The organism is Mesorhizobium kowhaii (assembly GCF_003253745.1).
GTDB classification, from domain to species: Bacteria; Pseudomonadota; Alphaproteobacteria; order Rhizobiales; family Rhizobiaceae; genus Mesorhizobium; species Mesorhizobium kowhaii.
Map to the genome: position 1 here is coordinate 203,586 of NZ_MZXV01000062.1, position 25,433 is coordinate 229,018.

Here is a 25,433-nt window from a genome sequence, read left to right on the forward strand (position 1 = left end):
CACCGGACCGAATGGCGCAAGCTAGCACAGGTGCGAATTTCAGTCGGTCCGAAGAAATCGACACTTTGGGTCATTCGATCTATCATTGCGGTCCAGAATTGGCAGATGGACTGCACTTTCGATGACAGAAGACCAATTGGACCGCATCGACAGGAACATCTTGTCGGCATTGGCAAGCGATGGCCGGCTTTCGATGTCCGAACTGGCGGCAAAGGTCGGCCTGTCGAAGACGCCGGTACAGGCGCGGGTGAAGCGGCTGGAGAAGGACGGCTACATCAGGGGTTACCAGGCGATCATCGACCGCGAGCGCATGGGCGAAGGCCATGTCGCCTTCGTCCAGGTGAAACTGTCCGACACCCGATCAGCCGCGCTCGATGCCTTCAACCGGTCCGTGCAGGGGGTGCCGGAGATCGAGCAGTGCCACATGATGGCGTCGAGCTTCGACTACCTGCTGAAGGTCCGCACCCGGGATATCGCCGCCTATCGCCGCGTGCTTGGCGAGCGCATCTCGGCCTTGCCCCATGTCGCCCAGACCTCGACCTTCGTGGCGATGGAGACGGTGAAGGACCGGTAGATCACTCCGCCAGCGTCTTCAGGAAGGCCACCAGTGCCGCACGTTCGCGGTCCGACAGCTCCAGCGGATGGATTTCGGATGTCCCCTCGACACTGGGCGCTGCCTTGGCGTAATGCGCGACCACCTCGTCAAGCGACGAGAATTGCCCGGCATGCATATAGGGTGGGCGCGTCGCCGCGCCGCGCAACGACGGTGTCTTGTAGGCCCGGATCAGCTGCGGCGCGTCCTTGACCATGAAACGCAGCTCGCCACAGGCGCTGGCATCGCCGTCACGAAAGGCGCCTAAACAGTTGAACGGGTCGGCCTCGACCTGCGCCACCGCATCGATGCGGCCGCGATCCGGCGGCAGATCCGCAACGGGCGGCACGCCGGTGTTGTGAAAACTGTTGTCGGTGAAGCGCGGGCCATCGTGACAGGTCACGCAATTGGCCTTGCCGATGAACAGTTTCAGACCGAGGATTTCCTCCTTGGAAAAGGCCGCATCGCCTTTTGGCTCGGCGCCGGTGACGAGGTCCAGCGCAAAGCGGTCGAAGCGCGTCGGCGCCGGCTCGATCGACCGTTCGAAGGCGGCTATCGCCTTGCCGATATTGGCATAGACGCCGTTGATCGCGTCGCGCTGCGCGCCGCTCATCGCGTTCCAGGCGGCCTTCTCGGCATCGTTTCCGAGCGGGCTGGCATTCAACGGCATGCCGGCGAAATCGGGCAGCGGCCCGAAGATGCGCTCATAGCGCTCGCCGAATCGCGCCTTGATATAATGCGCATAGGCGGCGCGGTTTCCCGCCTGCTCCAGCGGGTTTTCGAGCGGCGTCAGCGCTTGCGCCCACAGGCTGTCGCGGCGGCCATCCCAGAAGAACCAGGGATCGCGCGCGACGCCGGCCAGCGGCATGGTGCGCCGATTGGTGTGGCCGACGCCGACTGCTTGCGGCAGGTCGTCCTGGAACTGGCGGTCGATCTTGTGGCAGGTCGAGCACGACACCGTGCCATCACGGCTCATCCCCTGGTCGAAGAACAGCGTCGAGCCGAGAGCGGCAGCGGCCGGCACATCGGCAAAACGATTGGTGGTGTCGGGCTTCAGCGACGGCAGCGCCGACAGCGCCAGCGAGGCGATGGTCTTCTTTTCGGTATCGGAAAAATCCGGCTCTCCGCACCCGGCAAGGATGACCGCCACCATCAGCGTCAGAACACGCGGAAAGTGCCTCATCGGTCGCTCACAGCACCACGTTGAACAGCACCGTGTCGGAGCCGGCCGTGGCCGAGATGGCGAAGTGCAGTTGCCACCAGCCACTCATCGTGAATTTCACCCCTTCGATCCGATAGCGCCCGTCGCCGAGATAGTCGGTCGCTTGCGGGCTGGTCGGCAGGCCGTGATTGTGCTGCGGCATGCCGCCGGAAATCGCGATCGCGGCCCCCTCCACCGGCGCGCCGGCTTTTGTCTTCAGGGTCAGCAGCCAGGATTCCAGTTCGCCTTGCCGCACAACGCCCCGCTCGGGCGAAAAGCTTGCCACGAAAAGCCCGTTGTCGGTGTTCTTCGTGCGCGACACATCCGGGACGGCAGGCTGCGACGATCGCGGCGCCGTCAGATAGACGACCGCGAGAATGCCGACCAGCAAGGCAGCCAGACCAAGACCCGCCAGAAGATAACGCCATAACGATGCCAAACCGGTTCCTCTTCTGCAGACAACGTTTTGCCGGACGGATCGCGTCCCGCCAGCCTGTGGGAAAACGCTGTGGCGGAAAAAACCCTGCTTGCCAAGCATGGCGCTGCCGGTGGCAAAAAGCTACAGCACCGGGATCATTGGAGGATTGTAGATGGCGGGAAACGGCGTCGCCTCGATCGGCGAATGCATGCTTGAACTGTCGGGCCAGACGGGGCCGAACTGGCGCATGGGCTTTGCCGGCGACACGTTCAACACGCTGTGGGCGCTGCACGCGTTGAGCACTGAGCGGCCAGCCACCTATGTCTCGGCCTTCGGCGACGATCCCTTCTCGCAAGGCCAGATCGGTTTCTTCGCCGAAAACGGCATCGGCATCGGCTCCAGCCCGATCATAGCGGGGGCAAGGCCCGGCCTCTATGCGATCACACTGACCGGTGCCGAGCGCTCCTTCACCTACTGGCGCGGCGACGCCGCCGCCCGGCAGCTCGCCTCGGATCCGGCCGCATTGTCGAAAAACCTGGAAAATCAGTCGCTTGTATACTTTTCCGGTATCACTTTGGCAATTCTGGAGGACGCCGCGCGCGCCACGCTATTGGCGGCTGTGGCCAAGGCGCGCGCGGCTGGCTCGACTGTCGCCTTCGACCCCAACTACCGGCCGCGGCTCTGGCGCCGGCGCGAGGATGCGCAGGCAGCGATCGCCGAAGCGCTTGCCGTCACCGACATCGCCTTGCCGACCTTTCCCGACGAGCAGATGCTGTTTGAGGATGCAACGCCGCAAGCGACCGCCGAACGGCTCGGGCAAATGGTCAGCGAGGTCGTCGTCAAGAACGGCGAGGCGCCGGCGCTGATTGCCGAAAACGGAACATTGCACGACGTGCCGGCGATCCATGTCGAGGCACCCGTCGACACAACCGGCGCCGGCGATTCCTTCAATGGCGCCTATCTGGCCGCACGCCTCGCCCGCCACGCCCCGGCAAATGCCGCATTGCGCGCCCATCGCGTCGCCGCCGCCGTGGTACAGGTGCGCGGCGCGCTGGCGCCGTTCGAGACGTTGCGAGCGGCGTTCGAAAACGAATGATCTGAAGAACTACGGAAGCCGGAACCGATACTCCGTCACATGATGGTAGATCGCGCCCGGCCACAGCGTTGCCTGCGGGAAATACGGCCGGTTCGGCGCATCCGGCCACACTTGCGGCTCCAGGCAGAAACCGCAGAAGGCCTTGTAGTCTCGTCCTTCCAACCCCTTGCGCGGCGTCACGTACTGGCCGGTGTAGAGCTGGACTCCGGGCTCCGTGGTCCAGACCTCCATCTCGACACCGGAACTCGCCCCTTGCGTCCAAGCCGCCTGCTTGAGCGGCCCGCGCGTCGGAGCGAGGCAGAAATTCTGGTCGTAGGGCAGCTGTTCGCCCTCGGTCTCCATGCGCAGCGACCGCGCCTGACGAAAATCGAAGGGCGTGCCGTCAACCGGCTTGACCACGCCGGTCGGGATCATGTCGCCATCGACCGGCAGATAGGCGCCGGCATTCAGCATCATCCTGTGGTCGAGAATGTCGCCAGCGCCACCATCATCCAGGTTGAAATAGGAGTGCTGGGTGAGATTGCACAGCGTCGGCTCCTCGCAGGTCGCGGTCAGTTCGACGCTGAGCGTGCCGGGGATCTTCAGCCGGTAGGTGCAGGTGACGTCGAGCGCGCCGGGAAAGCCCATCGTGCCGTCGGGATCATGCAGCGTCAGCGTGACGAAATCCCTGCCATGCAGCGAAACCGTCCACGGCCGGTGGAAATAGCCTTGCGAGCCGCCATGCAGCGTATGCTTGTCGAGGAAGTTGCGTTCGGTCTGATAGCGCTGGCCGGCGATGGTGAAGCGGCCGTCTCGGATGCGATTGGCATAGCGGCCGACGACCGCGCCGAAGAAAGCGGTGTCGGTCTCATAGGCTTCCAAATTGTTATAGCCGAGCACCAGCGGCGCATCGTGCCCGGTGAGGCGCAAATCCTGGATGATCGCGCCCAGCCCGATGATGTTGGCGGTGAGACCACCGCCCCTGATCGTGAAGCGACGCACCGGCTCGCCTGCCTGCGTCGTGCCGAAAACCTCGCCGTCCTTCATTGCCATGCCCGCAAACGCCAGTTGATCCAGAGGATTTCGGCTGGTTTTCTCGACCCAGGTGAGCAGGTCACATATCTGCCCACCTGGGGATAGTGTATCAGAGGCCGAGGCCGCCGATGCAGACATATTTGGTGTCAAGGTAATCCTCGATGCCCTGATGTCCGCCTTCCTTGCCGAGGCCGGATTCCTTGACGCCGCCGAACGGCGCCTCGGGCGTGGTGATAAGGCCTTCATTGACGCCGACCATGCCGTATTTCAGCCCTTCCATGACGCGGAAGGCGCGGCCGAGATCGCCGGTGTAGAAATAGCAGGCGAGGCCGAATTCGGTGTCGTTGGCGAGCGCGATTGCCTCTTCCTCGGACTCGAACTTGAACACCGGGGCGACCGGGCCAAAGATCTCTTCCTTCATGAAGCGCATCTTGGGTGTCGCGTTGGCAATGACCGTCGGCTGAAAGAACGAGCCGCCGAGCGCGTGGCGCTTGCCGCCGGCAACGATCTTGCCGCCCTTGGCAGTGGCGTCGGCAATTAGCTCTTCGACCTTCTCGACCGCCTTCTCGTCGATCAGCGGTCCCTGCTGGACGCCGTCCTCGAGGCCGGAACCGACCTTCAACCCGTTGCTGGCGGCAGCGAGTTTCTCGACGAACTTGTCATAGACGCCAGCCTGAACCAGGAAACGGTTGGTGCAGACGCAGGTCTGGCCGGAGTTGCGGTACTTGGCGGTGATCGCACCGGCAACGGCACGTTCGAGGTCGGCGTCGTCGAAGACGATGAACGGCGCGTTGCCGCCGAGCTCCATCGACACCTTCTTGACGGTGACGGACGACTTCTGGATGAGAAGCTTACCGACCTCGGTCGATCCGGTGAAGGTGATCTTCGACACCAGAGGATTGGCGCAGATCTCGTCGCCGATCTCGCTGGCCGAACCGGTCAGGATGTTGATGACGCCCTTGGGGAAGCCGACTTCCTCGGCAAGCGCGCCCCAGGCCAGACCCGAGTACGGCGTCTGCGACGCAGGCTTGACGACCGCGGTGCAGCCGGCGGCAAGTGCCGGTCCGAGCTTGCGAGCCAGCATCGAGGACGGGAAATTCCACGGCGTGATGGCGGCGATGACGCCGACCGGTTCCTTGGTCACCAGGATGCGGCGGTCGGCCCAAGGCGACGGCACGACGTCACCGTAGGTGCGGCGGCCTTCCTCGGCGAACCACAGGATATAAGAGGCGGCCGAGCCAATCTCGCCCTTCGATTCGAACAGCGACTTGCCCTGCTCGATGGTCAGCAGCTCGGCCAGCACATCCTGATTGTCCATCATCGCGTCGTGCAGCTTGCGCAGCAGCTTCGAGCGCTCGAGCGCGGTCGTCTTGCGCCACGACTTGAAGGCGGTTTCAGCGGCCTCGATGGCGCGGCGGGTCTCGGCCTTGCCCGACTTCGGCACGGTCCCGATCTTGAGGCCGGTGGCCGGATTGTTGACATCGACCGTCTGGCCGCTGTCGGCCTGCACCCATTCGCCATTGATGAGATTGGCCTGCCGCATGAAATGGCTGGTTTTCTGAAGCATGGTCTATCCTCCGTTTGGCGCACTGACGGGCCGGTCTGTGAAGTCTTCGGCGAGCGTGCGCAATGGACTGAAGCCGGCACACCAAAGCCACTGCTCTTTACCTAGGGCAAGGCCGGCAAGCAATCGCAAGATGGCATATAGGGGTTGGGCCAGCGGGAGACGAGGGCTGGCAGGCATGAACGGGTCTCAAATATCCCTACCCGAAAACCTGCACGACCACCGTCAGCCAGAAAGCCGTGGTGACGGCGGCGCAGGCCGTGGCGATGGTCATCTGGTTCGACGCCAGCGCCTGGCCGGTGTTGAACTGGACGGCGATGAGATAGGAATTGATGCCGGATGGCAGCGCCGCCACCACGACCGCCACCTTGGCCGTCAGGGGCGGCAAGCCGAGCAGCCAGACGAAGGCAAGAACCAGCGCCGGCATCAGGAACAGCTTCAGCACCGAAAGCGCCAGCGCCGGCCGGACATTGCCGGAAATGCCGAAACGGCGCAGGCTGAGCCCCATGGCAAACAGCGCCACCGGCCCGGCCGTATCGGCCAGCGCATCGACCAGCCGCATGACAAGGTCGGGCAGCGGCGCGCCGCTGAGGCGCCAAGCGAGCCCTGCCAGAATGCCGATGATCAGCGGATTGATGAACAGCCGTCTCAGGAAACTGCGGATGATGCGCAGGGGATGCATGGTCTCGACGCTGCCGCGACCGAACATCTCGAAGAGGACGATCGAAGCCATCATCATGATCGGCAGGTGCACGGAGACGAGCAGCGACAGCACTTCGAAGCCGCTCGGGCCGAAAATGCCGAGAATGAAGGGAGCACCGAGCAGCACGACATTGGAGTAGGCCGACGACACGCCGCCGACGACCCCGGCACGTGCATCCCGTCCGAAGATCCGCGTGGTGACGAGATGGCCGGCGGCCCAGGTGATCGCCACTGCCGCGAAATAGGCGCCCCACAGCGACCATGGCGCGACGCCGTGGAAATCGGCATTCACCATGGTCTGGAACAACAGCAGCGGCATCGCCACGCTGATCGCGAAATCGGATATACCCTCGCCGCTCGCCGGTCTGAGATAGCCGGTGAACCCGGCGAGATAGCCGATCGCGACAAGGCTGAAGACGAAAAGGACGGTTTCGGTGAGCGGAGACATTTTTCCCGTGATAGGCGAGCCACGGTCGCGGCGCAATCGCGCCTGAATTTGATCATGCCGAATTTGATCATGGTAGACTGGCAGCGTTATAGAGGGTTTGGATTATCAGGGCGGGCGCGAATGACAAATGGCCTTTGTCGAAACTTCAAAGCGTAATCTTGTCCGGCAGGCGTGGCTGACAGCTTTCGTCGCCGTGCTGTTTTGCCTTGCGGCGACAGCGCTTCAGGCCGCCGAAACGAAAAGCCTCAAGGGCGTGGCGCTGATCATCGGCCAGTCGAAATACGAACACATCGCCGCCCTCCCCAACCCGGCCAACGACGCACGCGACGTGGCCAAGATGCTGACCGACCTCGGCTTCGACGCGCGTAACGTCACCGACCGCGACGCCGCCAAGCTGAAGCGCGACCTCGAACGGTTCGTCGAGGATGCCGAAGGCGCCGATGTCGCCTTCATCTACTATTCCGGTCATGGCATCGAGGCCGGCGGCGAGAACTATCTGGTTCCGGTCGATGCCGACATATCGTCCCTGGAAGATGCCGACGCGGCCCTGGTGCCGATTTCCGCCGTTATGGACGCGTTGAAAAAGACCGTGCCGGTGACGATCGTGCTGCTTGATGCCTGCCGCACCAATCCGTTTCCGGCGGACGCCATGGTGCGACGCGCGCCGACCGCTTCCGCCTCGCCGATTGGTGCCGGCGGGCTGGGACCGGTGCGCGGCGCCAAGGCTCTCGGCAACACGCCGGCGACAGACGCGAGCCTGGGCACCGTGGTCGGCTTCGCCGCCGAACCCGGTCGCCCGGCGCTCGATGGCGCCGCTGGCGAAAACAGCCCCTACGCGGCCGCCCTGCTGCGTCATCTCGCGGCGATGAAAGGCACCGAGTTCGGCTCGGTCATGCGCATGGTGACGGAGGAAGTCTATCTCGACACCAAGGCCAAGCAGCGCCCTTGGGTCAATGAGAGCCTGCGCCGCCTGCTCTATTTCGGCATTGCACCACCCGAACCGACCGGCGACGACGGGTTGATCACTGGCGAGCGGCGGCAGCTGCTGTTGACCATTTCCGACCTGCCCGACCCTAAGCGGGCGCAAGTAGAGCTGGCCTCGCTGCAGGAAGGCGTGCCGCTCGACGCGCTCTATGGCGTGCTGAAGGCGCTCGGCACGGAAAAAATCCCCGAGGATCCGACAGATCTGCAAAAGGTGCTCGACGCCCAGGCCGAGCGCCTGAAGAAGATGATGTCCGAGCGCGCCGCGCTGCGCACCGACGATCCCGAGATCAAACGCTTGGTCGCCTCCGCCGACAAGGCCATCGGCCAGGGCGCCATCGTGACGGCGCGCAAATTCCTGGATGACGCGGTCGGCCGGGTCGAGCAGACAAGCGATGTGGTCGATGAAGCTGAAGGCCTCGTCAAGCAGAAGCGCCTTGCCGATGCCGCGATCTACGCCAGGCGGGCCGATGCCTCGGCGCTGGTCTTCGACTACAAGTCCGCCGCCGGCGATTACGCCAAGGCGTTTTCGCTGGCCGAAAAGTGGGACGACAAGCTGCGCTGGAACTACAAGAGCCAGGAAGCCGAGGCGCTGAACGCTTCCGGCAATGCCACCGGCGATCTCGATGCCCTGCAGCATTCCATCGAGGCCTATCGCGTCATCCTGAACTTCATCCCCAATGGCGAACAGAACCGCGACTGGGCGATCACCCGCAACAACGTGGCGGTGGTGCTGCAGACCATCGGCGAGCGCGAGACCGAAACCGCGCATCTCGAAGAAGCGGCGCAGATCTTTCGCGATTCGCTTGTCGTGTTCGAACGCGTGAAGGATGACATCAACTGGGCTGCGGCCCAAGGCAATCTCGGCAATGTCCTGTTGACGATCGGCGAACGGCAGAGCGACCCGAAGCGATTGAATGAAGCGGTGACGGCAATGCGCGCCGCGCTGGAGAAACGACCGCGCGACAAGGTACCTCTCGACTGGGCGTCGTCGCAGATGATTCTCGGCATCGTGCTCTACGCGCTGTCCGAGCGTGAGCCAGCCGGCGAACATCTGGCGCAAGCGGAGGCTGCCTACCGGCTGGCACTTGAGGAATACACACGCGAGAAAACTCCGGTGGAGTGGGGGATGGTCGAGAACAATCTCGGCAACACGCTTGTGACGCTTGGCATCCAGCTCAACGACAAGGCAAAGATCGATGAGGCGGCCGATGCGTTCCGCGCAGCGCTCAAGGTGCGAACCCGCGAAACCTTTCCGGTGGCGTGGGCGACTACCCGGCTCAACCTCGGCAACGCGCTGAGTGGCGTCGCACGCTTCGACATGGGCACCGATGCGCTCGAAGAGGCTGCCTCAGCATATGGCGATGCGCTGACGGTGTTTACCCGGCAACGATTTCCGAAGGACTGGGCATCCGCCCAGAACAATCTCGGTTCTATCTATCAGACGCTTGGCCAGCGCACCCGCGATGTGGCCATGCTCGATCAGTCGGCCGCATCGTTCCGGGCAGCCCGACAGGTCTATGTCAGACGAAAATTCCCGCTCGACTGGGCGGCAAGCCAGTACAGTCTTGGCAACACGCTGCGGCTTCTCGGCGGCGTGACCGACAAGCCGGAATACTATGGCGAGGCCATCGCCGCCTTTCGCGATGCGTTGCGTGAATACAAGCGCGAGACGAACCCGCGGCAATGGGCGCTGACCCAGGCGGGCCTCGGCTCGACGCTGCACTGGCTGAGCATGAGCAACGCCGACCCTAAGACCTTGCTTGAGTCCATCGCCGCGCGGCGGGCGGCACTTGAAGTGTTGACCATCGAAGCCGCACCCGTCGACTGGGCCAACGCCCAGAACGGCATCGGCATGAGCCTGCTCAACCTTGGCAATCTCCAGCGGACCGACAAATATCTCAGCGATGCCGAGGCAGCCTTCACGGCAGCGCTGAAGGTGTTCACCCGCGAAAGCCAGCCGATGCAGTGGGCCTTCGAACAGAATAATCTCGGCGACATCCATTGGAACCGCGCCAGCTATGGCGGCGGCAAGGCCGAATATCGAAAAGCGATCGAATTCTTCGAGAGCGCCAAGCAGGGCTTTACCGAAGCCGGCTACACGATGCCCATCCCGCTGACCGACAAGAAGATCGATCTGGCGAAGAAGCAAATGGCGAAGAAGTAGGGCTCCACCCGACCGCACCTTGTCTTTCGGCTGGCTTTACCGTCCCTATAGGTCCGGTCACCGGAACCCATTGCCGGGAACCGGAGAAGGATAGCCTATGATTCGATTTGTGCTGGCTTTGCTTCTGCTCGCCATCCCGGCCGCAGCCCACGCCACAGACGCCGGCTGGGCGCTGTTGCGCGATGGCGGCCACGTCGTGCTGCTGCGTCATGCCATGGTCACCGGCACCACCGATCCGGCCAATTTCGACATCGACAGCTGTGCCACCCAGGTCAACCTGTCGGCGCGCGGTAAGCAGCAGGCGAGCAAGATCGGCGCCCTGTTTGCCGCCCGCGCGGCACCCATCGAGCGTGTGCTGTCCAGCCGCTATTGCCGCTGTCTCGACACCGCGCGCATCGCTTTCGAGGCCGAGCCGGAGCTCTTCGCGCCGCTCGATCTCCTGAAGGGCGATGAAACGCAGAAAGCCGCGCAGATCGCGGCGATCATGAAGGAAATCCGCGCCTATTCCGGCTCCGACAATCTGGTCATGGTCACCCATCTGGAAGACATCGTGGCGCTGACCGGCGTCTCGCCGCGCGAAGGCGAGGCCGTGGTCGTCGAGCCGCAGGGCGACGGCCTGCGCGTGCTCGGCCGGGTCACCTTCTGACAGGCTGGCGCTTCGTCGTCGACGTTGGGCGCGGTGTTGCCGAAATGCCACCGCTGAAAGAAGCCGTAAATAGGCCACGACGATGCCGCTTGCGACAACCCGTCGCAGGGTCTATAGGCGCGCACCCGGTCACGAAAACCGAAGTGAGCACAACGGTTGGAGCTCTCGTCTCCGCCCGTGCAGGCGGCTTTGCCGCCCTGTATACGGTGCCGCTTGGGGGATTGGGATCGTGGATGTAGCTCAGTTGGGAGAGCGCCGGACTTGGGTCCGGAGGTCGGGGGTTCGAGTCCCTTCATCCGCACCACGGATAGCTCAGTTTGGTTAGAGCATCAGATTCATAATCTGACTGTCGAAGGTTCGATTCCTTCTCCATTGGCTGACAAGCCAGCACCCTGCCAGGTGTTATCTGAAAACGGTCCGGGGCTGGAATGCGAAAGACCTGACGGACGATCCAAGCCCTCGGGCGCGGATCATCCTGAGAGTCTTTCGCCATCGGCTCGCGGCCAGGCCCGCGGTGATGGTCAAGGCGCAGTGTCGCCGGCAAGGGAGGCCAAGGCCTCCGGCGCCCGCTTCCCTGCCCCGCGATCCGCTCCCGAGGGCCCGCCACGGATTGATGCCACCAGTCCCCGGATCATTCGTGCCCGGACCATGACGTTAGAGACGATGTGAAACGAGAAACGAAGGGAAGATCGACGCATGACTTGACGCCTCGCATGGGGCCATGCCCGACAGGAGTAAGACAATGACCATTCTCGACAAGGTTCTTGGACGCGAGCGCGCCCTCGTAAGGGAAAACGAACGTGCCCTCACCCTCTACAAGGGTGAGATCAAGGCTGTCCTGCTGCCGGGCGAATATTGGCTCGCCAACCGGCGCGGAAGCCTTGAGGTGTCACGGCACGATCTGAAGAACCCGGAATTCGTTTCGGCATACGAGAAGGCGTTGTTCGACAAGCTCCCGAATGTGGCCGCGCGTCATTTCACCGTCGTTCGCACCGGGCGCACGGACGTCGCCGTCATCGAGCGTGACGGCAACCTGCATGCCGTGCTGGCGCCGGATCGCAAGCTCGTGCTGTGGACGGATGCCGGTCCGTGGAAGGTGACGTCGATCGACACGTCGGCCGATCTCGCCATCGATGCGGCGGTCATGCGCCGGCTCGGCCAGGCCCGGAAGACGGAATTGATGTCCGTCCATCCGGTCGTCGACGGCCAGGCCGGACTGCTGTTCATCGACGGTGTCCTGGTCAGGACGCTGACGGCGGGCGTGCATGCTTTTTGGAACGTCGGACGCATGGTGCAGATCAAGGTCGTCGACCTCAAGCGCCAGTCGCTCGACGTTGCCGGGCAGGAAGTGCTGACCAAGGATCGCGTCACGATCCGCGTCAACATCGCCGCCGAATACCGGGTCGTCGATCCGGTCAAGGCGGTGAGCGCTGTCAAGGACTTCTCCGAAGCCCTCTACCGCGCCCTGCAGTACGCCTTCCGCAAGACGCTGAGCGCGCTGACGCTCGACCAGATCCTTGAAAAGAAGGTGACGGTCGACGAGGAAGCGGCGGCCAAGGCCCGCGCCGACATGGCCGAGATCGGTGTGGAGGTCAGCGATATCGCCCTCAAGGATGTCATCCTGCCGGGCGAGATGCGCGAGATCCTCAACCAGGTGGTGTCGGCTGAAAAGCAGGCCGAGGCCAACATCATCCGCCGCCGCGAGGAGACGAACGCCACGCGTTCGCTGCTCAACACGGCCCGGGTGATGGCGGAGAACCCGGTGATGCTGCGGCTGAAGGAGCTCGAGGCTCTGGAAACCATCGCCGGCAAGGTCGAGCGGCTGACCGTCCACAATGGAACGGGCGGACTGCTCAACGACCTGGTCAAGCTCCGCGACAGCTAATGCATGTCGCCCAAAAGTGGGTCCGGTTTTGGGAAAACGACATGCATGGAAAAAAGACTTAAAGCGCGTCGCATGAATCCGTTTTCAACGCGACGCGCTTTAAGCTGACGTAACGTCAATGGGAAGAGCCGCCGGTCAACCGGCGGCTCTTCTTGCGTTTCCATAGGGCGCTTCCCATCTGCGCCCGGCGTATCAGGCCTTTTCCTGCCGGGAAAAACCGATTAGACAGCGCCCAAACACATGCGGACAGATTCCGCCCGCAACCGAAGGAAAAGCCCTTGTCCACCACGTTCGACAAAGTCGCCAAGATCATTGCCGACACCAGCGAGATCGATATCGACACCATTACGCCCGAGAGCCACACGATCGACGATCTCGGCATCGATAGCCTCGATTTCCTCGACATCGTCTTCGCCATCGACAAGGAATTCGGCATCAAGGTGCCGCTGGAAAAGTGGACCCAGGAGGTCAATGACGGCAAGGCTTCGACCGACGATTACTTCGTCATGAAGAACCTGTGCGCCAAGATCGACGCGCTGGTCGCCGCCAAGACCGCCTGACGTCAGTTGAGCGCGCGACCTTGACGCGCTCTGCCGCCTGACCCACAAAGCCGCCCATGAGCAGCCCCCACGACGTCGTCATCACTGGTATCGGCCTTGTCTCCTCGCTGGGAGAGGGTCCGGACGCCCATTGGCAGAAGCTCGCGCAGCCGGGTCTGCAGCCGGTGCTCGAAGCCGCGCGTTTCGCGCCCTACACTGTCCATCCGCTGCCCGAGATCGACTGGAACCTGCAGATCGCCAAGCGCGGCGACCAGCGTCAGATGGAGACCTGGCAGAGGCTCGGCACCTATGCTGCCGGCCTAGCGCTGGACGATGCCGGCATCAAGGGCAATGACGACCTCTGCGCAACCATGGACATGGTGGTGGCCGCCGGTGGCGGCGAGCGCGACGAGGCGGTCGACGCCGCCATTCTCGCCGCTTCGGAAAGCCGCAACGACCGCGATGTGCTGCTCAACGAGAAGCTGACCACCGAATTGCGGCCGACGCTGTTCCTGGCGCAGCTTTCCAATCTGCTCGCCGGCAATATCTCCATCGTCCACAAGGTGACCGGCTCGTCTAGAACCTTCATGGGCGAGGAAGGTGCGGGCGTCGCCGCCGTCGAAACGGCCGCCGCGCGCATCCGCTCCGGCCAGTCGACGCATATCCTGGTCGGCGGCGCCTTCCAGACCGAACATTCCGACATGCTGCTCGGCTACGAGCTTGCCGGTTATTTGCATCGCGGCCCGTGGAAGCCGGTCTGGCAAAGACAGGGCGCTGAAGGCGGCGGCGTGGTGTCAGGCTCCGGCGGTGCCTTCCTGGTGCTGGAGCAGCGCGAACACGCGACAAGCCGTGGGCGCAAGATCTATGCCGAGCTCGGGCCGATCGTCTCCGGCCGCGCCAGGCGGCGGCGCGGAGAACTCGACGCGGAGATCGCCGCGCTGCTCAGCCAAGCGGCGCTGCCGAACGGCAAGCTGCTTGCCCTGTCGGGCGCGTCGGGCGCGCATGCCGCAACCACCGCCGAGAAAGCAGCGCTCGATGCCAATCCGGCGATCGCTTCTCGCGGCTTCTCGACGCTGACCGGACATATGAAGGAAGCGCAGTTTCCGTTCGCCGTAGCGCTGGCCGCACTCGCCATCGACCGCAAGGCCGCCTACCCCGTTTTTGATGCCGCTGCCGAGACGCCATTCGAAGGCGTTCCCGCAACCGTCCTTGCAACGGCTATCGGCTATCACCAATTCGAGGGCATGGCGCTGGTCAACGCCGCCTGAGGCGGCGCTCCGCAATCCATGCTGTAACGAGACTAGAAGGTCGAGGGCTCCCGGATGGCCAATCTGAACGATCACATGGGCAGGCCAATCGTCGCCGTCACCGGCATCGGCGTGGTGACCTCGCTTGGCGTCGGCAAGGCCGACAATTGGGCAGCGCTGACTTCCGGCAAATCGGGCATCCACCCGATCACCCGCTTTCCGGTCGACCATCTCAACACCCGCATCTCCGGCACCGTCGACTTCCTGGCGTCGAGTTCGAAAGGTGCCAGCCCCCTCACCTATGAGCTTGCCGAAACCGCCGCGCACGAGGCCGTGGCCGAAGCCGGTCTCAATTCCAGTGACTTCGGTGGTCCTCTGTTCCTTGCTTCGCCACCGGTCGAACTCGACTGGCACGAACGCTTCTCGCTCTACAATTCCGACAAAAAGGATGCCGGCGCCGAAAGGCTGCTGCGGGTGGCGCGCGGGCTGAAGGTGACAGACATTTTCGAGACCACGCAATTCGGTTCGATCGCCGACCGGCTCGCCGACCGCTTCGGCACGCGCGGCCTGCCGATCACGCTGTCGACCGCTTGTGCCTCCGGCGCCACCGCCATCCAGCTCGGCGTCGAGGCGATCCGCCGCGGCGAATGCGACCGGGCGCTGTCGATCGGCGCCGACGGTTCGGCGACCGCCGAGGCACTGATCCGTTTCTCGCTGCTGTCGGCGCTTTCCACCCACAACGACATCCCGGAAAAAGCATCAAAACCCTTCTCCAAGGATCGCGACGGCTTCGTGCTGGCCGAAGGCTCCGGCGCGCTCGTGCTGGAATCGCTGGAAGCAGCACTTGCCCGTGGAGCCACCGTCCTCGGCATTCTGCGCGGCTGTGGCGAAAAGGCCGACGACTTCCACCGCACCCGCTCCAAGCCGGACGGTTCGCCGGCGATCGCGGCGGTTCGTGCCGCCCTTGCCGACGCCGGCCTGGGCAAAGACGAGATCGACTACGTCAATGCCCATGGCACCTCGACGCCGGAAAACGACAAGATGGAGCACCTGTCGCTGTCGACGGTGTTCGGTGAGCGGATCGGCTCGATGCCGGTCTCGTCGAACAAGTCGATGATCGGCCACACACTGTCGGCGGCCGGTGCTGTCGAGGCGGCGTTCTCGCTGATGACGATGCGCGAAAGCGTCATTCCGCCGACCATCAACTACGACAATCCCGACCCGGCGATCGTGCTCGACGTGGTGCCGAACAAGAAGCGCAACGCCGAGGTCCGCAGCGTTCTGTCGAACTCCTTCGGCTTCGGCGGCCAGAACACTTGCCTTGTCATGGCGCGGGAACCGGTCTAAGCGACCTTTTTCCGCCAATCAGAACCGACAGGCTCCATGCGCGCACTGCAACTTATCGAGGACCGCCGTCTTGAGACGGTGGACCTGCCGCCTCCTCCGCCGCCGGCACTCGGCGAAGTCACACTGCGCATCAAGGCGGTGGCGCTGAACCACATCGACGTCTGGGGCTGGCGCGGCATGGCCTTCGCCAAGCGCAAGCTGCCGCTGGTCGTCGGCGCGGAAGCCTCCGGCGAGGTCGAGGCGGTCGGTCCCGGCGTTTCCAGTCTCTTGCCCGGACAGTTGGTGTCGATCTACGGCGCGCGCACCTGCGGCCTTTGCCGTGCCTGCCGCGAAGGCCGCGACAATCTCTGCGAACATGTTTCGGGCGTTCACGGCTTCCATCTCGACGGCTTCGCGCAGGAGAAGATCAACCTGCCGGCGCGCCTGCTGGTCCCCGCCCCGCCCGGCGTGACCGATATCGGCGCTGCGGTGGCGCCAGTCACCTTCGGCACCGTCGAGCACATGCTGTTCGACAACGCCAGGCTGCAGCCCGGCGAGACCATCCTTGTCCATGCCGGCGGCTCCGGCATCGGCTCGGCGGCCATCCAGCTGGCGAAGCGGATGGGCTGCACGATCATCACCACGGTCGGCTCGAACGACAAGATCGACAAGGCCAAAGCGCTCGGCGCCGACCATGTCATCAACTATCGCGACGACCGCTTCGAAGGCGTCGTGCGCAAGCTGACCAAGAAGAAGGGCGTCGATGTCGTCTTCGAACATGTCGGCGCCGACACCTTTGCCGCCTCGATGCTGTGCCTGAAGCGCGGCGGTCGCCTGGTGACCTGCGGCTCGACCTCGGGCGTGTCGACGCAGATCAATTTGATGCAGCTGTTCCAGCAGCAATTGAAACTGCTCGGTTCCTTCGGCTGCCGCATGGAGAACATGGCCAACGCCATGCAGAAAATGGCGGCGGGACAGGTCGCACCGGTCATCGACACCGAAGTCGGCTTCGGCGATATCGATGCCGCGCTGAAGCGCATGGAAGGCCGCGACGTGTTCGGCAAGATCATCCTGCGCGTCACATAGAGCCTTGACCTCAGTGTTCAAGAAGTTTCGCCGGGATCTCAAATTTCGCTATGGCAGGCAGCTGCGCCAGTTGAACTACTGGCTGGTTGCACGTGCGGCGATGCTGATCATCTCGGTCCTGCGCTTGCTGCCGGCCGACAGCGCGCTGAATTTCGCTGACCGCGTCGCACGCCGTGTCGGCCCCCGGGTGGGGCGCCATCAGGTCGCCGTCGACAATTTGCGCAAGGCCTATCCGGGAAAGAGCGAAGCCGAGATCCAGGCCATCGCATCGGACATGTGGGGCAACATGGCCCGCCTCGCCGCCGAATACATCTTTCTCGACGCCCTGTTCGACTACGACCCCGCCGCCACCAGCCCGGGACGGGTCGAGGTCAAGGGGATAGAACACTTCGTCGAGATCGCCGCCGAAAAGCAGCCGCATATCGTCTTCACCGGCCATCTCGGCAATTTCGAATTGTTGCCGGTGGCCGCCGCGACCTTCGGCATGAACATCACGGCGCTGTTTCGCCCGCCCAACAATCCCTATCTCGCCGACTACATCCTCTCGACGCGCCGCTCGACCATGGGCTCATTGCTGCCATCGATGGCCGGTGCCTCGTTCGCGTTGGCCGGCGTCCTGGAGAACGGCGGCAACATCGGCGTCTTGGTCGACCAGAAATTCTCCAACGGCCTGGAGACGACATTCTTCGGCCGTCCCTGCCAGAGCAATCGCGTCCTGGGCACCCTTGCCCGTCACTACGACTGCGACGTCTATCCGGCGCGCTGCGTCAGGCTTCCGGGCAACCGCTTCCGGCTCGAGATCGAGGACAGGCTGATCTTGCCGCGCACCGCTGACGGCATCGTTGATGTCCACGCCACCACACAGCTTCTCAACGACGTAGTCGAGCGGTGGGTACGCGAAGATCCCGGCCAGTGGATGTGGTTCCATAAAAGGTGGGAGATCGGCGGCGGCCGGCGGGGAAAGCGGCCCACGCAGGCAAAAGCGCCAGTCGCTGGTGCCTGAGCCCGTTGATTGGCTTACCGGTCCTGACATTCGTAGCTTTGTTGGTCAGGGAATCTTAAACGGCCGGGGTGCAAATATCTCAGAGATATTCATCGGCTGGACCCGTTGCATGGTTAGTCTCGAAACGCGTCGCCTGGACCGGGATAGCCTCGAAGACCGTTCGTTCGGCCGTTTTGGCAGGGCCTGGTCCTATATCCGCCAGCGGGGCTTGCTGGAGCCGATCAGGCTCGTTCGTCGGCATGGGATTGGCGCAAGCGTTGGCTTTGTCTTGCGAAACGTCCGTTATATCGTCGCCGACCGCCTCGCGCGAAAATGGGATCGCCGGCACGATGTCGATACGGCTGGCTCAATCCAGCTCGCCGCGCTGGATGTCGTTGGCCCGCATCGCAACAAGGGCAACGAAGCCGTATGCACCTCGCCAAGAACCTTTGATTTCATCATGAAGTCGCTGCCCCAAGATCTCCAGGGCCATACATTCATCGATATCGGCTCTGGAAAATCGCGAACGCTATTGCTGGCGTCGCGATATCCGTTTGCAGAAATCATCGGGGTAGAGTTCGCACGCGAGCTGGTCGAAATCGCCAGAAGCAACATAAAGCGCTTCAGGGATCCGTCGCAGAAATGCCGGGCACTCAGTGTCGTCGAGGCGGATGCAGCAGCTTACGAATTTCCCGATGCGCCCCTGGTGGTTTATTTCTACAATCCTTTTTCGAAGGACGTTTTCGACATCGTGCTGAAAAATCTCGTGTCGTCGCTCGAACGGCGCCCGCGGAACTGTTTCATCGTCTACGGAAGCTCAAGCCACCGCGCCATCGATTGGGCAAGGCCCGCAATCCGCGAAGCCGGCATTTTCGTGGAACTTTCTGTACCGCCGATGCCCGGTTTCCTCGACGCGATCCGAACCATCGACTACGCGGTCTTTCAGTTTCGCGCCGCGGCGTAGCCCTTGCCTCTGGCCTTGACGAAACGGGTGACGTTGCGCGCGGCGTATGGCGTGCCGGCGGTGAAACGCATCAGGGGGCCAAAACTGCCGACGGCGCTCGCGCCAACGAAATGCAGGCCAGGAATGCTCGACTCGAATCCCGCGGAGAGCACCGGAGCGCCTTCCCGGCGCGCAATCGCGGCAAGCACATCGGGCGCGAACAGCCCGAGCCTGGCAACATCGATCTGGTAGCCCGTGCCCAGCAGGACGTGATCGAAGGTGGCGGCATCCTTCTCGAACCGCAGTTCGATGGCGTGGCCTTTGGCGGCCGCGCCAACAATCCTGCTGCCGGCATTGACTTTTATTCCGTCGAAGTCCGGCTTCAGCCAGCCTGACGCGCCTGCCCCAAGACTGCGCAGGTTGAGCCCGTCTCTGGCTGCCTCCGGAAACCGGTGCACGAAGCCTGGAGCTTCAACCAGCCAGGACAGTGGGAAGGGGCCGACCCTGGAGGGGGACGCAAGGCGCTCCGAAGCGAAGTCGCGCAAACTCCAGCTTTTGTTTCCCGACAGCGTTCGATACCCAAGCCAATGGATGTCGCCACGGCAGACAAGTTCGACATCCGCCCCGCTTCGCTTGAGCAGTACCGCGGATTCGCAGGCACTCTGCCCGCGCCCGATGACGGCGACCCGCTTGCCGCGGAAGGCCTCGTAGCCGGCATGTTCGCTGGCATGGCTGACCAGTTCGGCGGGCAATCCATTGAAGACGGCGGGGATCATCTGCTGGTTCATCAGCCCGGTGGCAACGACGACACGCCGCGCATGGACGGCATCGCCATCGGCAAGAGCGAGGCGAAACCCTCCCTTCGCCGTCTCGACGCGGCTAACCCAGCGCGTATCCAGATCGGCAACCGTCTGGGCCTGTATCCACAGTCCATAGTCGACGAAATTTTCGAGCAGCAGCGGTTCGCGCGGCGAGATTCCAAGGAACGCTGCGTAGGAATCGAGCGAGAGCGCACCTTTGGTGTGGCCGATATAGGTCGCATGCCAGGGTGAGCGCAGTCTCATGCCTCTTGGCATGTGGTCGCGCCAGAAGGACATCGCGCCGCCAAGGGCAAGCGTTTCAATGCCCGCCGCCTTGAGGGCGGAAGCAACGGCCAGCCCGAACGGTCCGGCACCGATCACAGCCACCTCGCAATCGGTCTGGGCATGGGAGCGGTCATGTCATGGTTCTCGTGGATCTCTGCAAGCCGGATCTCGACCGGAAACTCACTCAGTCACGTCGCCGTCCTAAACGTCCTTGAGTTAAGATTGCGGAAATAGTCAGCATTCTTCTACCTGACCGGCAGCTTATCCGGCATTGCCAGGCACTGATTTCACCGCGTACGAAGTATCCGCCTCGTCAGCACTCTCCACACAGTCAATGGTATGTCGATCAGGCCCGGCATCGGGTCGCTTGCCGTGAATGTTGCCCATGCCCGTACCGAGCCAAATGAGCGCAAATAGGCCCGCTTTGTCAGCCGGCCACTTGAGATCAACTTGCTGACGGCCACCATGTCCCGAACCAGATACATCCAGGACGTATTCGGCCGCGCCGAGACCGCGCCGACCTCGTGGCCCGACTTGATTGCCCAAAGCATGGCGCCGAGATCGACGCCCGCGGCAGCGGCAAGCCCAAACCATGTCCAGGGCCGCGGATTGACATCGAGTATCTTCAACGAGCCATCGCGGCGGTCGCGCTTGAATTCGACCTCCACCAGTCCGTGGTGTGCGATCGATCCAAGAAGCCGGCGCGCGGCGTCGATCAGTTGCGGTTCGTCGACGACCTCCACGAACGTGCTGGTATAGCCGAAATCGACCGGATATTGCCGGCTGCGACGGGCGGTAAACTCGGCTACCGGCGCGCCCCGGTTCCACAGCGCCGCGTAGGAAAACTGGCTTTCGCCTCCCCCCGGTATCATTTCCTGAACGACGACATTCTCGAAACCGATCTCTTCGGCGGCCCATTTATAGGCTGTCAAGAACGACGCCTGGTCGTTGGTAAGAATGGCTTTTGCGCGAGCGAAACGGCTGCGGCCGCCCATGTTCGGCTTCAGGATGACGGGAAAGCGAAGCTCGGCGGCCCTTGCCTGCTCCAGCGAAGTAAACTCGAAGGTCAGCGGAATGGCGAGTGCCAGTTCGCGGGCACGGCGATACAGAAGCGGCTTCTCACAAACCCATTTCAGCTGCTGCCACGGTGGCAGCACAACGTCGAATACATCGGACAGTTGCTCGATGGCTTGCGACACAAAGCGAACTTCAGGGTCGCCGCCGGGAATCAGGAGAAAGCCGTCCAATCCCTGGGTCTCAGCCAGCTTGAGCAGGAAGGCAACGGCGCCGTCATCCTCGGGGCCTGGCCATGTCATCTGCCGATGAGCGTAACGCGAAAAGCGGGGAAAAGGCGTGTCGGCGCTTATCAGCCAGACCGGCACTTTCTGCGCGCCAAGGCTCCTGGCCAGCGCCAGAGTCCCGTGCGCCCCACCAAGAATAACCACCCCGGCGGGCCGACTGGAAACACGATCGTCCATTTTTAGCTGGGAGAGCATCCGTCAATTCCGACAATCGGTACGCAGCGGCAAGACTTCTGGTTACCGATTTCCTGGCCTGCAAAAAGTAAGAGACATCTAATATAGAAAACTGGTCGCCCAGGTGCCGCCGCTACCGGCGGAAAGTCTCATACCAATGCTTTCTACATGGTAATGAAAATTGGCGCCGCTTTAGAAAGAGGCCCCAGTAGCCGGCAGTGACTATGCCAGGAATGTACGCGTCCCGAATTGCCACTGGCCTCGACGGCCATGGCAATTCAGGAAAAGTGTGCATAAAAGCAACAAGTTAGACCGGTTCAGCGATCCACCGACGTTGAACCGGCTAACATAAGACAAAACTGCGCCGCGATCCGGACGATGCCCGACGGCACTAGTTCGTCACGACAATCCGCGTGTTGCCGAAACCCACTTCCCGCACCATCGAATAGAAGGCTGCGGCGTTGGCCGTGTGCAGCCGCACGCAGCCATGCGATGCCGGCCTGCCGAGCTGCCTGACGGCGCCGGTTCCGTGGATGGCATAGCCACCACGGAAGAACACGGAATAAGGCATTGGCGACATATGGTATTTGCGCGAATACCACATCCGGGCCGTGCGTTGCGGCCGATAGGTGCCGCGCGGCGTGAAATAGCCGGGTCGCGCGGTGGACACGCTCCATCGATAAACCGAAAAGCCATATCTGACCGTCATCGTCTGCGACGACACGTCTATGCTTGCAACGAGGCTGGCTGCCCAACCCTGCCCCGCGGCACCGAACAGCATCGCGACAAACACGGCTGCCATGAGAACTGTCTTTTTCATGCGATCAAACCCCTTTGATTGCCCCTTACTTGCCTGCCATCACGTTATTTTTCATCTTTTTAATGGCAGGTGAACGGATAGCACACACTCCTTGACCAATTCGCCAATCCAAAGCAGCGAATTTGAACGATTTCGCGCGATAGTTGCCGCAACGACACGCCGCACGGGCCTGATCACCAGCGGGCTTGCAAAATCGCAGATATCGCTGCTCAACTCGTCGCATGAACGAGCGACTCCTCAAGGCAATCGATGACCGGCGCGACGATGTCGTCGCGCTGACCGCCGACCTGATCCGTTTTCCGACCATCAACCCACCGGGCGAGGCCTACCGGCCATGCGCCGAATATCTCAGTGCGCGGCTGAAGAAGAGCGGCTTCGAGACCGAATTCATCCGCGCCGAAGGCACGCCCGGCGACACCGATCGCTACCCGCGTGTCAATGTCGTTGCCCGTTTCGACGGACGCTCGCCTGGCGCCTGCGTCCACTTCAACTCGCATATCGACGTTGTCGAAGCGGGCGAAGGCTGGACCGTCGATCCCTTTGCCGGCGTCGTCCGGGACGGCAAGGTCTACGGCCGTGGTGCCTGCGACATGAAGGGCGGCCTGGCCGCCTCGGTCATTGCCGCCGAAGCCTTCTTGGAGGTGTTTCCCGACTTTCCCGGCGCCATCGAAATATCGGGCACCGTCGATGAGGAGTCCGGCGGCTTCGGCGGCGTCGCCCATCTGGCCAGGCTCGGCTATTTCTCGAAACCCAGGGTCGACCACGTCATTATTCCCGAGCCGCTGAACAAGGACCGCATCTGCCTTGGTCATCGCGGCGTCTGGTGGGCGGAGATCGAAACCAAGGGCGAGATCGCGCATGGCTCGATGCCGTTTCTCGGCGACAATGCGGTACGCCATATGGGCGCCGTACTGCAGGCCTTCGAGGATGAACTGTTCCCCGCGCTCGAGCGCAAGATGACGCGCATGCCGGTCGTGCCCGAAGGCGCCAAGCGCTCGACCATGAACATCAACTCCATCCACGGTGGCCAGACCGAGGATTTCCGACCCGGCCTGCCTTCGCCCAACGTGCCCGATTCCTGCCGGCTGACCATCGACCGCCGCTTCCTGCTCGAGGAGGACCTCGACACGGTCAAAGGTGAAGTGACCGGCATTCTCGACCGGTTGAAGCGCGAGCGGAAAAAATTCGACTATGATATCCGCGACCTGATGGAAGTGCTGCCGCTGATGACCGATCGCGACGCGCCCGTGGTCAAGGCGGTGGCGCAAGGCATCATGGCGATCTTCGACCGCGAACCGGACTATGTCATTTCGCCCGGCACCTACGACCAGAAGCACATTGCCCGCATCGGCCATACCTATGATTGCATCGCCTATGGCCCCGGCATTCTCGACCTCGCCCACCGGCCGGACGAATGGGTCGGGATATCGGACATGGTGGAGGCTGCCAAGGTGATGGCGATCGGGCTCAATGTGCTGCTGCGCGGCACAGAAGCGGGATAGCTTTGCATCGCAACAAGCTTCGACCTGCAGACAGGGCTGCCACGGCAAAAACATTCCCGGCCATCCCGCCGGGCAGAACGAAACGCAATTTACTCCGTGGCAAAATCACGCTTCTATCGCCCCGGTTTGAGCACGTGTCTGAAACGCATGGGGAGTTGCACGATGAGATTGTGGAAAACCATTCTGGCGGCTGCGATGCTGTCGCTGGCCACTGGCACCTCGGCGTTTGCCGCGCGAACCGACCTGGTCATCGGCATTCCGCTCGAACCGCCGCATCTTGATCCGACCGCCGGTGCTGCCGCGGCCATCGATGAGGTTCTCTACGCCAATGTGTTCGAGGGCCTGACCCGCATCGGGCCGAATGGCGAGGTGCTGCCGGATCTGGCAGAAAGCTGGACCATTTCCGATGACGGCAAGGTCTACACCTTCAAGCTGCACACCAGCGTCAAATTCCACGACGGCACCGATTTCGACGCCAGCGACGTGAAATTCTCGCTGGACCGCGCCCGCGCCGACAACTCGGTCAATGCGCAGAAAGGCCTGTTCGCCGCCATCGAAACGGTCGACGTGGTCGACCCGGCAACGGTCAAGGTGACGTTGAAGAACCCTCAAGGCTCCTTCCTCTACAATATGGGCTGGGGCGACGCAGTGATCGTGGCGCCTGAATCGGCCGACACCAACAAGGAGAAGCCGATCGGCACCGGCCCGTTCAAATTCCAGAGCTGGGCCAAGGGATCGTCGATCACGCTGGTCAAATCGGACAATTACTGGGGCACGCCGGCGTCGCTCGACAAGGCCGAGTTCCGCATCGTGCCGGATGCCGCCGCCTATGTGCCCGCGCTGCTCTCGGGCGACATCCAGGCTTTCCCGTTCTTCGATGCCGACAGCGTCGCGCAGGTCAAGGACGACCCGCGCTTCAAGGTGGTGATCGGCGCAACCGAGGGCGAAACCATCCTGTCGATCAACAACAAGAAGCCGCCTTTCGACAAGCTGCAGGTGAGGCAGGCGATCTCCTATGCGCTCGACCGCAAGGCGATCATCGACGGCGCCTCGGCCGGCCTCGGAGTGCCGATCGGCTCGCACATGTCACCGGCCAACAAGGACTATCTCGACCTCACCGGCCGCTATCCGCATGATGTCGCCAAGGCCAAGGAACTGCTGAAGGAAGCGGGACTGGAGAACGGCTTCAAGGCGACGCTGAAATTGCCGCCGCCCTCTTACGCGCGGCTCGGCGGCGAGATCATCGCCTCGGAACTTCGCGACGTCGGCATCGATCTCGAGATCATCCCGGTCGAATGGGCGCAGTGGCTGGATCAGGTGTTCACCAAGAAGGATTACGACCTGACCATCGTCTCGCACACCGAGCCCAACGACATCGATATCTATTCGCGCAAGGATTATTACTTCAACTACGACAATCCGGCCTTCGACAAGGTGATTGCCGATCTGAACCTCACCTCCGACGAGGCCAAGCGCAAGGAATTGCTGGGACAGGCACAGAAGATCCTGGCCGATGATGCCGTGGTCGGCTTCCTCTTCGAACTGCCCAAGGTCGGCGTCTGGGATGCCAAGCTGCAAGGGTTATGGGAAAACGCGCCGATCCAGGCCAACGACCTGACCAAGGTGAAGTGGAGCGAGTGAGGCTGTTGGCCAAAAGGCGACGCTTGCGCTCCTTCGCGCCCCAGCGACAGTGTGGGCGCTCGATCTCTTCAGT

21 protein-coding genes and 2 tRNA genes are annotated in these 25,433 nt (G+C 62.8%); 15 read left to right on the top strand and 8 right to left on the bottom strand.

Going from position 1 to position 25,433, the window contains the following annotated elements; all coding sequences use genetic code 11:
* The first annotated feature begins 121 nt into the window (after positions 1-121).
* Positions 122-574, top strand: coding sequence for an Lrp/AsnC family transcriptional regulator (locus B5V02_RS28985; protein ID WP_111547436.1), 453 nt, complete (start codon positions 122-124; stop codon positions 572-574).
* 1 nt (position 575) lies between these two features.
* Here B5V02_RS28985 and B5V02_RS28990 read toward each other — a convergent pair whose 3' ends face one another.
* Together B5V02_RS28990 and B5V02_RS28995 are read right to left on the bottom strand one after the other, a co-directional pair.
* Positions 576-1,775: a cytochrome-c peroxidase gene (locus tag B5V02_RS28990; RefSeq protein WP_111547437.1), complete on the bottom strand. Its 1,200-nt coding sequence runs from the start codon at positions 1,773-1,775 to the stop codon at positions 576-578.
* Between the two features lie 7 nt (positions 1,776-1,782).
* Positions 1,783-2,232 (bottom strand): FixH family protein, encoded by a 450-nt coding sequence (locus B5V02_RS28995; RefSeq protein ID WP_111547438.1) that lies wholly within the window; start codon positions 2,230-2,232, stop codon positions 1,783-1,785.
* Positions 2,233-2,383: 151 nt separating this feature from the next.
* On the opposite strand from B5V02_RS28995, the gene B5V02_RS29000 reads away from it, so the two are divergent.
* Positions 2,384-3,307 carry a sugar kinase gene (locus tag B5V02_RS29000; RefSeq protein WP_111547439.1) on the top strand — a complete coding sequence of 308 codons (924 nt, stop codon included), beginning with the start codon at positions 2,384-2,386 and terminating at the stop codon, positions 3,305-3,307.
* A gap of 9 nt (positions 3,308-3,316) precedes the next feature.
* Here B5V02_RS29000 and B5V02_RS29005 read toward each other — a convergent pair whose 3' ends face one another.
* The 3 genes from B5V02_RS29005 to B5V02_RS29015 form a co-directional block, all read right to left on the bottom strand.
* Positions 3,317-4,339: an aldose epimerase family protein gene (locus tag B5V02_RS29005; protein WP_111547440.1), complete on the bottom strand. Its 1,023-nt coding sequence runs from the start codon at positions 4,337-4,339 to the stop codon at positions 3,317-3,319.
* A gap of 91 nt (positions 4,340-4,430) precedes the next feature.
* Positions 4,431-5,888: an NAD-dependent succinate-semialdehyde dehydrogenase gene (locus B5V02_RS29010; protein ID WP_111547441.1), complete on the bottom strand. Its 1,458-nt coding sequence runs from the start codon at positions 5,886-5,888 to the stop codon at positions 4,431-4,433.
* Between the two features lie 196 nt (positions 5,889-6,084).
* Positions 6,085-7,035, bottom strand: coding sequence for an AEC family transporter (locus B5V02_RS29015; RefSeq protein ID WP_111547442.1), 951 nt, complete (start codon positions 7,033-7,035; stop codon positions 6,085-6,087).
* 127 nt (positions 7,036-7,162) lie between these two features.
* Between B5V02_RS29015 and B5V02_RS29020 the strand changes: the two genes are divergently transcribed.
* The 11 genes from B5V02_RS29020 to B5V02_RS29070 all read left to right on the top strand — a co-directional run bounded on the left by B5V02_RS29020 (position 7,163) and on the right by B5V02_RS29070 (position 18,858).
* Positions 7,163-10,183 (top strand): caspase family protein, encoded by a 3,021-nt coding sequence (locus B5V02_RS29020; protein WP_111547443.1) that lies wholly within the window; start codon positions 7,163-7,165, stop codon positions 10,181-10,183.
* Between the two features lie 97 nt (positions 10,184-10,280).
* The gene (locus tag B5V02_RS29025) at positions 10,281-10,829 is read left to right on the top strand and encodes a histidine phosphatase family protein (RefSeq protein ID WP_111547444.1); all 549 of its coding nucleotides are present in this window, start codon (positions 10,281-10,283) and stop codon (positions 10,827-10,829) included.
* 229 nt (positions 10,830-11,058) lie between these two features.
* Positions 11,059-11,133 (top strand) — tRNA-OTHER (locus B5V02_RS29030).
* A 1-nt stretch (position 11,134) separates the two neighbouring features.
* Positions 11,135-11,201, top strand: a tRNA-Met gene (locus tag B5V02_RS29035).
* A gap of 370 nt (positions 11,202-11,571) precedes the next feature.
* Positions 11,572-12,714, top strand: coding sequence for a slipin family protein (locus B5V02_RS29040; protein ID WP_167458717.1), 1,143 nt, complete (start codon positions 11,572-11,574; stop codon positions 12,712-12,714).
* Positions 12,715-12,992: 278 nt separating this feature from the next.
* On the top strand, positions 12,993-13,274 hold the full coding sequence (locus B5V02_RS29045) for an acyl carrier protein (protein ID WP_010909964.1): 282 nt from the start codon (positions 12,993-12,995) through the stop codon (positions 13,272-13,274).
* A gap of 56 nt (positions 13,275-13,330) precedes the next feature.
* Complete coding sequence (locus B5V02_RS29050; protein ID WP_111547445.1) at positions 13,331-14,521, top strand: beta-ketoacyl-ACP synthase; 1,191 nt, start codon at positions 13,331-13,333, stop codon at positions 14,519-14,521.
* A 54-nt stretch (positions 14,522-14,575) separates the two neighbouring features.
* Positions 14,576-15,847 carry a beta-ketoacyl-ACP synthase gene (locus B5V02_RS29055; RefSeq protein ID WP_111547446.1) on the top strand — a complete coding sequence of 424 codons (1,272 nt, stop codon included), beginning with the start codon at positions 14,576-14,578 and terminating at the stop codon, positions 15,845-15,847.
* A 36-nt stretch (positions 15,848-15,883) separates the two neighbouring features.
* Entirely contained in the window at positions 15,884-16,912 is a 1,029-nt protein-coding gene (locus B5V02_RS29060) for a zinc-binding dehydrogenase (protein ID WP_111547447.1), read from the top strand.
* Between the two features lie 13 nt (positions 16,913-16,925).
* On the top strand, positions 16,926-17,915 hold the full coding sequence (locus tag B5V02_RS29065) for a lipid A biosynthesis lauroyl acyltransferase (protein WP_167458718.1): 990 nt from the start codon (positions 16,926-16,928) through the stop codon (positions 17,913-17,915).
* The gene (locus B5V02_RS29070) at positions 17,908-18,858 is read left to right on the top strand and encodes a class I SAM-dependent methyltransferase (protein ID WP_245446251.1); all 951 of its coding nucleotides are present in this window, start codon (positions 17,908-17,910) and stop codon (positions 18,856-18,858) included. Before B5V02_RS29065 ends, B5V02_RS29070 begins: the two co-directional genes overlap by 8 nt.
* Here B5V02_RS29070 and B5V02_RS29075 read toward each other — a convergent pair.
* From B5V02_RS29075 to B5V02_RS29085, 3 genes are all read right to left on the bottom strand, one after another.
* Positions 18,837-20,024: an NAD(P)-binding domain-containing protein gene (locus tag B5V02_RS29075; protein WP_245446253.1), complete on the bottom strand. Its 1,188-nt coding sequence runs from the start codon at positions 20,022-20,024 to the stop codon at positions 18,837-18,839. The genes B5V02_RS29070 and B5V02_RS29075 overlap by 22 nt on opposite strands.
* 185 nt (positions 20,025-20,209) lie before the next feature.
* Positions 20,210-21,418: a carboxylate--amine ligase gene (locus B5V02_RS29080; RefSeq protein WP_111547449.1), complete on the bottom strand. Its 1,209-nt coding sequence runs from the start codon at positions 21,416-21,418 to the stop codon at positions 20,210-20,212.
* 370 nt (positions 21,419-21,788) lie between these two features.
* Positions 21,789-22,217, bottom strand: coding sequence for a L,D-transpeptidase (locus tag B5V02_RS29085; RefSeq protein ID WP_111547450.1), 429 nt, complete (start codon positions 22,215-22,217; stop codon positions 21,789-21,791).
* Between the two features lie 221 nt (positions 22,218-22,438).
* Between B5V02_RS29085 and B5V02_RS29090 the strand changes: the two genes are divergently transcribed.
* The gene (locus B5V02_RS29090; RefSeq protein WP_111547451.1) at positions 22,439-23,719 is read left to right on the top strand and encodes an acetylornithine deacetylase/succinyl-diaminopimelate desuccinylase family protein; all 1,281 of its coding nucleotides are present in this window, start codon (positions 22,439-22,441) and stop codon (positions 23,717-23,719) included.
* Between the two features lie 162 nt (positions 23,720-23,881).
* Entirely contained in the window at positions 23,882-25,360 is a 1,479-nt protein-coding gene (locus tag B5V02_RS29095; RefSeq protein WP_111547452.1) for an ABC transporter substrate-binding protein, read from the top strand.
* Positions 25,361-25,433 lie beyond the last annotated feature (73 nt).